8 protein-coding genes and 1 pseudogene are annotated in these 12,138 nt (G+C 68.7%); 4 read left to right on the top strand and 5 right to left on the bottom strand.

All coding sequences use genetic code 11. From position 1 onward, the window contains the following. Window positions 1-580: 580 nt before the first annotated feature. Window positions 581-2,482 carry a serine hydrolase gene (locus ACFY8U_RS06835; protein ID WP_389566631.1) on the top strand — a complete coding sequence of 634 codons (1,902 nt, stop codon included), beginning with the start codon at window positions 581-583 and terminating at the stop codon, window positions 2,480-2,482. Between the two features lie 642 nt (window positions 2,483-3,124). Here the strand turns inward: ACFY8U_RS06835 and ACFY8U_RS06840 are convergent. Beyond that, the gene (locus ACFY8U_RS06840) at window positions 3,125-3,973 is read right to left on the bottom strand and encodes an NAD(P)H-binding protein (RefSeq protein WP_389566634.1); all 849 of its coding nucleotides are present in this window, start codon (window positions 3,971-3,973) and stop codon (window positions 3,125-3,127) included. Window positions 3,974-4,870: 897 nt separating this feature from the next. Further along, the gene (locus tag ACFY8U_RS06845; protein ID WP_389566639.1) at window positions 4,871-5,236 is read right to left on the bottom strand and encodes a hypothetical protein; all 366 of its coding nucleotides are present in this window, start codon (window positions 5,234-5,236) and stop codon (window positions 4,871-4,873) included. A 97-nt stretch (window positions 5,237-5,333) separates the two neighbouring features. Here ACFY8U_RS06845 and ACFY8U_RS06850 point away from each other — a divergent pair. Together ACFY8U_RS06850 and ACFY8U_RS06855 are read left to right on the top strand one after the other, a co-directional pair. Next, a pseudogene (locus tag ACFY8U_RS06850) lies at window positions 5,334-5,725 on the top strand (DUF664 domain-containing protein); the annotation flags it as partial. A 242-nt stretch (window positions 5,726-5,967) separates the two neighbouring features. After that, complete coding sequence (locus tag ACFY8U_RS06855) at window positions 5,968-6,213, top strand: hypothetical protein (protein ID WP_389566641.1); 246 nt, start codon at window positions 5,968-5,970, stop codon at window positions 6,211-6,213. Window positions 6,214-6,231: 18 nt separating this feature from the next. On the opposite strand, the gene ACFY8U_RS06860 is transcribed toward ACFY8U_RS06855, so the two are convergent. Beyond that, the gene (locus ACFY8U_RS06860) at window positions 6,232-8,142 is read right to left on the bottom strand and encodes an N-acetylmuramoyl-L-alanine amidase (protein ID WP_389566644.1); all 1,911 of its coding nucleotides are present in this window, start codon (window positions 8,140-8,142) and stop codon (window positions 6,232-6,234) included. A gap of 318 nt (window positions 8,143-8,460) precedes the next feature. On the opposite strand from ACFY8U_RS06860, the gene ACFY8U_RS06865 reads away from it, so the two are divergent. Continuing rightward, window positions 8,461-8,664, top strand: coding sequence for an ATP-binding protein (locus ACFY8U_RS06865; RefSeq protein WP_389568236.1), 204 nt, complete (start codon window positions 8,461-8,463; stop codon window positions 8,662-8,664). 845 nt (window positions 8,665-9,509) lie between these two features. Here the strand turns inward: ACFY8U_RS06865 and ACFY8U_RS06870 are convergent. Next, window positions 9,510-10,022: a hypothetical protein gene (locus ACFY8U_RS06870; RefSeq protein ID WP_389566647.1), complete on the bottom strand. Its 513-nt coding sequence runs from the start codon at window positions 10,020-10,022 to the stop codon at window positions 9,510-9,512. Between the two features lie 319 nt (window positions 10,023-10,341). Beyond that, complete coding sequence (locus tag ACFY8U_RS06875) at window positions 10,342-11,616, bottom strand: geranylgeranyl reductase family protein (protein WP_389566650.1); 1,275 nt, start codon at window positions 11,614-11,616, stop codon at window positions 10,342-10,344. Between the last annotated feature and the right edge of the window lie 522 nt (window positions 11,617-12,138).

Raw genomic sequence — 12,138 nt, forward strand, 5'->3', positions numbered from 1 at the left:
GCCTCGACGGCCCGGCTGGACCGGGCGTGACCGGGCGCCGCCGGGCGACGTCCACTCCGCCGGCTGGGGGAAAACGGCGGCTCGTCACGCGCACTTGTATGACCGGACTGTCACAACATCTGTTCTATGGAACATCACCGTCTCGGCCCACGTCTCGGGAGGCGACGGGGCTGCCGGCCCCGAGAAACATATCTGCGAGCAGGCAAGGTTGGCCGGGATGACGACGGAAGCGGTGACGGGTGGAGGCCCAGAGTCTCCGGAGCACGAGAACGACTCGGAGACGGGGGCTGTATCCGACGACCGTCGAACGAACGCGCGGGAAGAGGGCGTGGGAGGAGAGCGCCCTGCCGACGGCCTGCCAGAGCCCGTGGCGACCGGGCCAGAGCCGGGGGATCCGGTGAAGGAGGGCGCTCCGGCGTCCATCGCCGGCGCTTCGTCGGCGGTCACCGCCGCTGGCAACGACGCGACCCCGTGTGGGGATGCGGGTACGCCGAAGACCGCTCCTGTGACCAAGAGATCCGCGGCCCCCTCGGAGGATGGGCCCCGGCCCGAGGCCGACTCCGACGCGGAGGGCGTGTCCGTGTCTGAGGACGGGACTGACGCCGAGGACGGGCCCTGGCTCGAGGGCGTCTCCGAGTCGGAGGACAGGACTGACGCCAAGGACGGGCCCAACGTCCAGGGCGGGTCCGACGCCGAGGACGGGCCCCGGACCGAGCACCGACCCGACGCCGCCCCCTCGGCAGCGGCCGAGATCGGTCCCGGGTCGTCTGGCCCCACACCTGCCCGGCCGGTGGCGGCCCGGGGCGACGGCCAGCCCGATTCCGCCGCTGCCGCCCGCGACGCCGCCTCCCGTACCAAGTCCGACGAGGCCCCTTCCGCGGCGGAGTCGCGACCGGCCGTGGACCAGGCAACCGCCGTCCTGGGCACCGTAGCCCCGGCCACCAAGCGGGGTGTCGTGCCGGTCGACTCCCGCACGGCGGACGGACTCGGCCGGGCCGCGCCCTCGTGGGCGCGGCCCGAGGAGGACGACCAGCGCACCCGTGCCCTTGCCGTGCCAACGGCTCCGGACACCCCGACGGCAAACTTCGCCCTCCCGACGGCCCCGCCGGCCGCCGCCCCGCGCCCGTCCGAGCCCGCGACCCCTCGCACCCAGGAGGCGGCGGAGTCCGCCGAGGCCCCGCTCACCCTGCTCGCCCAGCTGACCAACACCCCTCCCCCGGCCGAGACCCCGCGCCGCGCCGCGAGACGGCGGGTCAAGGTGTGGACCCCTCTGCTCCTGCTCCTCGCCGGTGCTGTGGCCGGTGCCCAGTTGCTCCGTCCGCTGCCCGCCCCCCAGCTCCTCGCGACCGAGCGGACGCACACCGTGGAGGGGCAGCTCACCATCCCCTGGCCCGGGAAGGGCCAAGGGGCCGTGCGCCTCCCCGGTTCGGGAACGATCGGCACGTTCGGCGCGCAGAAGCCGGTGCCGACCGCGAGCGTCGCCAAGATCATGACGGCGTACGTCGTGCTCAAGGACCATCCTCTACGCAAGGGCGAGGCCGGTCCCACCATCACCGTCGACGCCAAGACCGTCGCGGAGGGCCGGTCCCAGGACGAGTCGCGGATCGAGGGGCTCACCGAGGGCAGCACCTACAGCCAGCTCGACATGCTCAAGATGCTGATGATCCCTTCGGGCAACAACGCGGCCCGGCTGCTGGCACGTTGGTCCACCGGCAGCGGTTCCGAGGCGGCGTTCGTGGAGCAGATGAACGCCGCCGCCCGCGAACTCGGCATGAACGACACCATTTACACCGACCCGAGCGGCCTGGACGCGGGCACTGTGAGCACGGCCGTCGACCAGCTCAAGCTCGCCGAGGCGGTGATGAAGAACGACGTGTTCCGCTCCGTGGTCGCCATGCCGGACGCCGAGATCAAGAACCTGTCCCAGCGGCTGATCAACAACAACACCCTGCTCAGCGCCCCCGAGTTGAGCATTCGCGGCATCAAGACCGGCTCGAGCACCCCGGCCGGCGGCGCGCTGGTCTGGGCGGGCTACAAGTCCGTCGGCGACGAAACCCCGCTGATCCTGGGTGCGCTGATGGAGCAGCGTGCGGACGGCCCGGATCCCAACGCGACCCGGAGCCTGGCCCTGGTGCTCGCCAACAGCAAGAAGGTCATAGAGTCCGTCCGCGGCGCCCTGACCTCGGCCACGGTGGTCCGCAAGGGCGACACGGTCGGGTACATCGACGACGGGCTCGGCGGCCGCACGCCGCTCGTGGCCGGCGCGGAGCTGAAAGTCGTCGCCGCCCCCGGGCAGACGCTCCGACTGGCCCTCAGCGGCAGGAACGGGGCGAAGGCCGCGGTTCCGCGCACGGCCGCGGCGGGCGCCGAGGTGGGCGTGCTGACCGTGGGCGAGGGAGCGGCTGCCAGGAGCGTACCGGTCGTGGTCGACCGCGAGCTGTCCGAACCCTCCATCGGCACCCGGCTCACCCGCATCGGCTGACCGGGGACCGGCACCTCCGGGGCGGACGAAGCAGCCATCCGCCCCGAGGCCGGTCCAGCGGCGCGGTACAACACCGCCCCCACCCCCTGTAAGTCGATGCCGTCATCTTCAAAACTGGGGCTCGATGAGTCGGTCCGGCGCCTCGTCCCGGGCAGGCGGAGCAACCGTTGGCGCCCGGCCCTCCACCCGTCCGTGGCAGACCCGCTGCGAGCCCGCGCCCGGCACGGCGACAGACAGGCGGTCCGACGTTGCGGGGCACGGGCAGCAAGGATGCGGGCTTTCGGCTACGCGGAGGCCCGGCGCCCACCGAACGACTCGCAGGCCCGGGCCACCATCGTCTTCGACAACATGCGCGAACTGCCGGACCTGCACGTCCAGGAGTGACACTCGATCGGGGCGCCTCGCCGCGCTGGTGCGGGCCTTCTCATGAAGGCCCGCACCAGCGGTGTACCGGGCAGGTCGGCTGCCCGGTACATGCGGTTTCAGAGATGTCCATCACCGGCTGAAACCCCGGCCCCATACGGGAGACGCCGCCCGGCAGCCGGCCGAAGCCCAGATCCGGCATGGCCGGTCAAGGGTGACCGAAAGCTTGATCTGGCCCTGCGAGCGTCGTTGTCGGCCGCTCGCCGGCGTCCGGCCCACTCACCTCTGTGCTGATAGGACGTCATGGAGAGCGAGGGGGAGGCGCCCGGTCAGCTGGGTGTAGTCGTTTCGGACTCGGTCCCAGCGCTGCTCGCGTACCGAGTCGAACATGGACGAGAAGGCGTACAGCCACCATGGATCCAGGCCGGTCGCCGCCGTCTCGACACAGTATGTGTCAGCCGGGATGTCCACGTAGGCGACGGGTGTGCCCCATGCCTCCGCGGCGATCGAGGCGATGCCTGCCAGGTCCGCCGACTCGGGGCCTGTGATGTCATGGTGACGGCCGGTCGGCTCACTCACCGCGAGTGCGACAAGGGCGCGGGCCACGTCGTCGCGCGCCACCAGGGAGATCCGGCCATCCGCCGCCGGGAGCCTCAGCAGCCCGGTGGCGCGCGCCTCGGTGAGCCAGCCCTGGAAGAACTCGATGTACAGCGAAGCCCTGGCGAACGAACACGGGACGCCGGAGGCCAGGAGCATGTCCTCGGTGAGCCGGTTGACCACGGCGTAGCAGAAGGGGGACGCCGTGTCGGCGTCGACGCTGCTCAGCGCCGCTACATGGCCGACGCGCTCAGCCGCCGCGGCGGCGACAACGTTGCGGTGGTGCAGCAGCATCTGCGCATCGGGCCCGTCACTGGAAACGAAGACCAGCGTGTCCACACCCTTCAGCGCCGCACGCAGCGCGGGCGGATCGGCGTAGTCGGCTACTGCGACCTCCACCTGCGGCGGTATTGACTCGGTCGGCAGCTTACGCCTGGCCATCGCCACGACGTCCACGTCGGCCCGGTCCGCGAGCAACTGCACCACCCGGCCGCCCAGCCCGCCCGCTGCCCCCGTCACCGCAATACGCATGCTGCCCCCATCGCCTTGTCAGCGGACCAGGTCACACTATCGGGCCCCCTCGGCGAGGACCATCAGTTGCCTCCGGGTCGGAGCGGGATCAACCTCTCAGCGACGAGCTGGTAGTACCGTCATCCTGCAGACTTCTCCGTGTCTCATGAGACACGGAGAGACGGGCGCTGTGGTGTTCTCGACAACCACACGCGCATGCCTGGTGGAGAGCTCCCCCGCGCGCTGCCGTTCCAGTGGACGACCACCGGGTATGGCTCGTGCCCACTCGCGCCGACCGGTGGCTCTTACCGCTTGATCCACCCCACGACCACACCGGCCGAACCCACCTCAGCGGTCGAGACATCGGAGCCTGAGACCGTGAGCGCGGTCAGGGCGGGCCCTGGCTGCGGTCAACCGCTGGGGGAATCTCAAGGCTGCGGAGGTCGAAGAGGGTTCCAGGTGGCTTGCCTGAGGTAACCCGCGCTCCTGGACTGGTCCGTGTGGTTCTCAGGGTCCTCGATCCGGCTGAAGCCGTTTGGAAGAGCATCAGGACGTCGTGGTCCCGGAACAGCGGATCCGAGCAGCTGTCCCAGGTGTAGTCGTCCTCATACTCCGAAAGGGAGTCGTGGTGGTCCTCCTCCGGGCGGTCTTCCAGGTACATCGGAGCGTCCTCAATGGTTCAGGTGCAGGGCCATCTCGTAGGCAGTGCAGGTGAGGTTGGGCCAGTTCCCCTTGGCGAGGTGGCCAGCCAGGTCGTCGTAGGCACGTGCCATCCGGCGCCGCCAACGGTGGTCGGCCGTCCACGCAAGCACAGCGCGCGACCGCTGATCGAGGCCGCCCGCGGTGCGTGGCACGTGCGTGCTCTCAGAGGCACACTCCTGCCGGTCAGTCCCCCGTGACCGGCCATGGAACGCGTCCTCAGGGGCCTTCGTCGAACAGCCCGGCCTCCACCTGGAAGGCCAGCGTCTGCAGCACCTCGGCCGAGGAGATGTCGCTCTGCCCCCTGTCGTGCGCCATGGCCAGGCTGCTGAACGCCAAGGTGAAGCCGGCGACCATGGTCTGCAACGCGGGACCAAGAGCTGAAGCGACGAGCCGGGCCACCTCCTGCGGGGTGGCATCGGCCGGCACGCTGATGGCCGGCAGCATTTCATTCAACATCTGCGTCACCACGCTGGATCCGAACTCGGAGCCGTCCTCTTCCTCACCAGCCTCCGCGGCGCGACGAATCTCTTCAGCCTCCGTCAGGATGCCAATCACTCGCTTCAGAACCTCAGCTCGCTGCATCCCTCAGAGACTAGGCCCACCACGGCCAGTCCCGACGCCTGCATACGCCCGTTGACTCGTCGGCTGCAGCCGGCCGCCGACAAGTCGACGGCCCCCCCCTTCCCCGGGACCACTGCCCCGGTGCCAGGACTCCAACGGCAGCGATCTGTGAGCGACCGAGGACGAGACCCGCGATCAGATCATCGGGTTCTACCGGCGCATGTGGGAGCGCTCGGACGCGACGATCAACGAGCTTCCCCTCGACGCCCCCGGCCACGTGTAGTGGTGGCCGGACCCTTACGCCGACACGAACCTGTTCGCCCTCATGGTCCATGTCCTCAGCGAGTCCATCCGGCAGGCCGGGCACGCCGATATCCTGCGCGGGGCCTCGACGGCAGGACCGGGTTGCGCGCCGAACTCGAGAAGCAGATCGACGAGGAAGCCCGTGCAGCCGCCCACTGCGCGAAGATCGAGCAGGCCGCCAAGTCGGCCGCATCAATCAAGGCTTAGAGGTTGTCTCACGTGACGTGATGTTCGTGCGGCATGCTGCCGGTTGTGGGTGCTGATCTATCGACGTGCCGGACGTCGGCGGCAGATGCCGCCAGGCGCAGCCGCTGGTCAGCGTGCACACCACGGCCGTGAACACGGATCGCTCGTCACCGGAGCGGTCCCACCACTTCGCCGGACGAGCAGTGAACACGCCAGCAACAGGACTGCCAGCTCCCCCGCCACCGCGCATCGCCGTTTCATATATGCGCCGAGGCCGGTCGGCCTGGCTGCGCGAGCGCGGGGTCGTCGCGCGCACCGCGCGGCCCGGCATCGAGTCCGGCGAATGCCTCGGTCGGCACCGCTGGAAGATCGAACGGCCGACCGCCTGGCTCTTCGGCTACCGCCGCCTCACCGTCCGAGACGAACGAGAGGGCTCACACTTCCTCGCCTCCCTCGGCCCGGTCGCCGCCCTGACCCGCTACAAGAAGCTCGCAAAACGTGCCACGTGAGACGACGTCATCCAGGTCTCAGCCATCTGTCTCCGCGTTGTTCACGGTAGCCAGGCGGCGGTTGTACTGGATCACGTCGTACTTCTGGTCACCAGTGACCACGATCTCCGGGCGTGTGGGTGTGGCGGGGAAAAAGTCGTCGGCACCCACCGGCGTGCGAGCGGCCACATACGCCTGCCCCTGCGGGAACGCGTACATGTTGAACTGCGTCTGCTCCGATGCAGCCACTCCCTGGGGGTACTCGTCGACGCGAGGGTAAGCCGTTGTGTAAATGGAGACCGACTGTGCGCCGCTCGCGGGGCGCACGATCCGCGCGTTCGGGGCGGGGCGGGTGTGCACGCCCGCCGGGTTGTGGATCCATCCCTTCTGCCCACTGAACCAGATGGCCGTCCACTCCCCTCGCACGTCGGCGACCACGAATTCCTGTCCCCACATCACGGTGGCACCCCAGTCGTCGATACGGTCGGTTCCCGCCGCCCCGTCCGGATGGAGGGCGGGATCGGAGACGAGCGGGGCATCGTCGCGGGGCGCCGTGCGGACGTAGAGGAAGTTCGAAGGCTGGCTCTGCGTCTGGCACTTCGGGTCGCATACCGTCACCGTCTGCGCGTTCTTGCCGTACTCGGGTGCGATGGTGACCGCCTGCCCGATCTCGATGTTCCCGCCTCCCGCTCCCCCTTTGGCCCCGGGCTCCTGGCGGTCATCGGCGGCGAGGAGAGCCATGAACTTTTCCCAGTCCCAGTAGGGGCCGGGGTCCCAGTGTGCGTCCGGCGCCCGGGCCGGCCGCGGTGGAAGGACGTTGTCGTGCCCGACGATGTGCTTGCGGTCCAGTGGAACGTCGAAGCGTCGTGCCAGGTAGACCACCAGCGCGGCAGTCGCCTTGTACTGGGCCGGGGTGAACCAGGTGGGCCCCTGGGCAGCGTACCCCTCCAGTTCGATTCCGACGCCGTGCAGATTGACCCAGTAGTTTCCGGCGTGGAAAGCAATGTCCTTGGTGGCAACCATCTGGGTTGCCTCGCTGCCGTCGGCCTTCATCACGTAATGCGCGGAAACCCCGCTGGACGGGTCCTGGAACCAGCTGATTCCCGCGTCGTAGGGCCCTTCGATGTCATGAATGACGATGAAGTCGACGTCGATGCCGTTGGAGTTCCTCGCAGACACCTGGTAGTTCGAGGCAGCAGCAGGAACGAACCGGCAGTTCATCTCGCTGGGGCACTCCGGCACCACCGCTGCGGGTAGCGTCCGCAACCTCAGGGACGCGAGCTGTGACTTCGCCGGACGAACGGCTGGGCTCTTCGACAACGACACCGTCTGGCCGTCCTCGCGCACCCGTTGTTTGCCGGTGCGGATCACCGTGAACACGCCATCGGCGAACTGTCCGGCCGTCGCGGTGTCGTGGGCCTGGCTGTATCGCGCCACAGCCCCGTACCAGCTACCTGGATCTGGCGAGATCTCACGAGTGATCTGCCGTTGGTACGAGGCGAGGAGAGCAGCGCCACCCCGGAGGTTCTGCAGTTCGTCCCTCTTGAGCGTCCGGGGTGCAACGCCGATCATTTCGGCGGCAGCCTGCAATGTGTGCTCGGATGGGTCGTCGGTGCCCGTGGCATCGACCGGCCCTTCGCCTGGGCGGTGGGCGTACGTCTTCCCGGACGTCGTGTCTGTCAGGTGCATCGGACCGTAGCCACCTTTGGTACTCGGGCGGCCGTGATTGCCCTCCCACCAGGAGGACTCGTAGCTGACGGCGAGAAGCACGTCTTTCGGGACACCGAACTCTGCTGCGGCCTGCTCGGCCGCCCGCTGGAAGCCGTCCGCCGTCTCCTCGGACGGCCGAGCGTTCCCAGCAGCGGCGCATCCCCAGATGAGGGCTACCGCCACGCCTGCTGCGCCGAAACCCCGTTGCCGCTTTTGTTTTCTGGCCACACCACGTCCCATTTCGCTATGGCGGTCGGAGTTGTCGTTGGGGCCGGTCGTGCGGCCGCCACAATCCTTTGGGCGCCAGCCTCCCGGTCTGTCAGACACGCCCAAGACGCGCAAGCCCGTCACCGCACCGGAGCAGTTGGCCACCAGAACATGACGAAAGATCGCAGATCAAGGGCTTCACATCGTTCCGCGCTGAAAGTGCAGGGTGTCGCCGGAGAACTTCCTTGTCTGGCCTTGCACACAGGCCGGTGACCTGGCTGGTTGGCGGGCCTGGGCAGTGGGCGGCTATTCAGATGATGAGGTCGAGGGCGACGTCGTTGATGCTGACCGCTGTGGCCCTGTCCTTCGTCGAGCGAAGGCGAACACTCCCTCCCCGGACAGCCCGAGCTCGGCAATACCCACATCGCCGTCGCACTCGCGGTCGCGGTCGCGGCCTGCCGGCCCGGCTGCCCGATCTACTTCGCCAGCCTCGACCACAAGGTCCGCAGCCTCAGGCCGCAGGAGCTGCCGACCGTCGATCGAGTGGCGCGATGACGAAGCCTCTCGCCAGCATCTGGGATACCCAGAGACTGCTCGGCAGCTCAAGATGTGGCTCAGCTGTCATCCGACGAACAAGGCACGCATGGCCGCCAGGCTGAGGGCCCACACCGAGGCGGCGAAATCCGATTCTGCCGGGACCGCGGCTGGCGCGACTGCCCGGAGACGAAGCGGCGCGTCCGGCGGTGAACCCTGGTGCGATGAATGATGTCGAGGTGATGAGGCAGTCATGGTTGTCCGGACTGACATGCTCGAAGCGAGCCGAGGCGGAGTCACTTCGCACGCAGTTCGAGGCCCTTGGTGCGGCTGACGCACCGGATTGGGTGCGTTCTGAGGTCGATGAGGACCGGCCGCAGCTGGCTCGGTTCTTGCTGCTCCGCTCCTTGTGGCGGGGCGCGATCGATGGCTGGGCCGCCCCGGGAGCTCTGGAACAGGTGGCGGCGCTCGGCGCTTGTTGGAGGCGGGGGCGGACCGGGACGACTTGGTGCTGCTGGCTCGGGCCATCGCCTACGAAGCGGTGTTCGCTACGGTGGACGAGCTCGACTGCGGCGGGGACGTGACGTGTCCAGGGTCGATGTCGGCTGGTCGGTCATGGAGTCCGGCGAAGACGGACGCCCCACCGGCCGACCCCTCTCAGGTCTTCACGAAGACCTCTTGACGATGGACCCAAGCGGTCGCGACGGCGCGGATATGTGGCGTTAGGGCACCGAGCCAGGCTGGTGAAGAGGCGGATGCCGATCCCCATCATCGGTGACGACCCTCGCCCGGAGGGCGACGGGCCGCCGAGGAGAGCCTGCAGCGGTGAGCCGGCCTCCGCCGGTCCCTCGGCCTGCGCCCGCGTTTCAGCTAGAGCGCCGACGGCGGTGGTACGCGAATGTCAGTGCCAGCAGCAAGGGGCCCCACAAGGTGAACAGGCCACTGACCGTCATCGCCAGCACGTCCCAGCCCTCCGCGTACGGGAAGCCGTCGGCACCGCCCAGGCGGAAGACTCCGAACGCCCAGTGGACCATCAGGGCGGTGAACATGAGGCCGCCTATCGCCGCAGGGAGGATCACTGCGAACGGCGGGATGCGTCTGCCGCCCAGCCTGGGAACCCAGGTGGGAACGACCTCTCCCCACCGGCGGACCAGGCCGAAGCTGAGCAGGGCGAATACCTCGGACAGAACGCTGAGTCCGACGACGTAGGGAATGTTCCACGGTGACGGGGGCAAGACCTCCCCGCCCATGCCATGGCCGAAGGCGATCGGCAGACGCCACAGGCACACCGGCAGTGCGACCAAGGGCATCGCATGAGCTGCGCCGGCGGCCCACCGGGGAACTGGCCGTTCTGTCGCCGTCCTGCTGATGTGCGTCATGTGGGTTGTCATGTCTTCACTCTGTCTGGGCAGCCCACGAGACGGATCAACTCAGCGAACGATCCGCCTCCGTCTGAAGGGCGAGGAATGCGGAGCAGAAGTCCGACCCCCGCCATCAGCCACGCCACGGCCCGGTTTCACGAAACTGCGAACAGAGCCGTTTCAGGAATCCTCATCCCCTAGCGTGCTGGAGATGGCGGGGCCGTGGGTGGGAGATGTTGCGGCCTGCCAGAGGGGGGTGGCCGGTGTCGGGTTGCCCGCGGAGTGGGTGTGAGGAGCGTGCAGACGGTGAGCCCGTTTGCGTTCCCCCATCCCCTCGTCAGGCTGCCGGGACGGCGCGTTGAAGGACGGTGATGACGCGATCGAGAGCGTCCTTGCTGTACGGGTCCGCGAGGTTGACCCAGAGTTTGAACATGAAGCGTCGCAGGGTGGGGCGGCGAAGGGCCTTCGTGGCGACGAGCTTCATGACAGCCGGGTGGCTGAGGGCGTGGACGACGAGGCGCCCGACCGTGAAGTACCGACCGTAGGCGTCGCGGATGATCTCCGGGTAGGCGAGCAGGGCCTCTTCGCGTGCATGCGCAGTGGGTCGCGCGAACGCCCGGGTGACCGCTTCGGCTGCCAGGCGTCCGGACTCCATCGCGTAGTCGATGCCTTCGCCGCTGAGAGGATTGATCATCCCGCCGGCGTCACCGGTCAGAAGCAGACCGCGTGTGTAGAGCGGACACCGGTTGAGGCCGGCGGGAAGAGGCGCTCCGCGCAGCGGACCGAGAGCGTGGGCTTCGCCGAAGTACCCGGCAGGTGCAAGACGTGCCGTCCATTCTCTGAACAGTTGTCGGTGGTCGATCTTGGGTTTGACCCCGATGTGGAAGGTGCCCAGGCCCACGTTGAATTCGCCCCTGCCCACGGGAAAGACCCACCCGTAACCGAACGGCATGTATGTTCGATTACGGGAGTCGCGTGTCTCCAGGTCGAGCCAGGCCTCCAACATGTCCTCGTCATGATGCGGCGCCGTGTAGTAGCGGCGTACGGCCACACCCATGGGTCGGTCCTTGCGTTGCTGAAGGCCGAGGGCAACGGCCAGGCGGCTCGACGCACCGTCGGCAGCGACCACCAACGGCGCCCGGTAGGTGCGAGTGGTGCCATTCTGCTGAGCGATCACGCCGCAGATGCGACCGGTCGTCGGGTCGACGAGGGGCTCAGTTACCTTGGCTCCCTCGATCAGGAGCGCCCCGCCCGCCGCGGCCTTCCTTGCGAGAAGGTGGTCGAAATCCATGCGGCTGCGTACGAGCCCGAAGTCAGGGAAGGGCCCTCCACCGGGCCAGGGCATCTCCACCGTCGTGCCGGAGCCGTGAGCCCGCAGGCCCCGCGTTCTGATCCAGCCATCACCGCCGATGCTGAGGCCCAGGTCGATGAGTTCCTTCACGGCGCGCGGGGTGAGGCCGTCTCCACAGATCTTGTCCCGCGGGAAGACGCCCTTCTCCAGCAGCAGGACGTCGTGGCCTGCCAGCGCCAAATAGTGAGCGGCGGTGCAGCCGGCCGGTCCCGCGCCGACGACGATGACATCCGCCGAATGGCGCTGTGGGGATGCGGTCATGAAGCCTTCCTCTGTTGCGATGGGCCAGGAGGCGCAAGGGCTACCCATCTGTACCCACGACTGACGGCTTCGACCACCGTCTTCACCCGCGGCCTTCGTCGCACCTCACGTCGCAGCAGTGCAGGGCAGTGGCCCTGGAGGTTCGCGCCGCCGTTGCTACGGCCTCTACGAGGTCCTGAATGGCGCCCTGCCGACCAGATGGCGATGCAGACCATCCCGACCGGGGGGCGGGAGGTGCCCTGCTACCGAGGCACCTGACAGGCACGTGGCGGCGGACCGCCCGATCCGTCGATCGGCGAGCATGCCTCGCAGGAACTCGGTGGTGACCCCGCGGTCCAGCGTGGTGGCGTCGGCCGCGGCTCGGACGGCGACGGCCCTGCCGAGCGCCCGGGAGGTCCCCTGTCAGCTGCGCTCGGCCAACGTCCGGCGGCTGTCGGCAGGCTGCCGCGCAGATGGACGAGATCGTCGCTCAGGACAGCCACGCCGTTCTCGTCGGCGGCTTGCTCCCTTGGCAAGGGTGAC

It is taken from the genome of Streptomyces sp. NPDC012508, assembly GCF_042902595.1.
Taxonomy (GTDB): Bacteria; Actinomycetota; Actinomycetes; order Streptomycetales; family Streptomycetaceae; genus Streptomyces.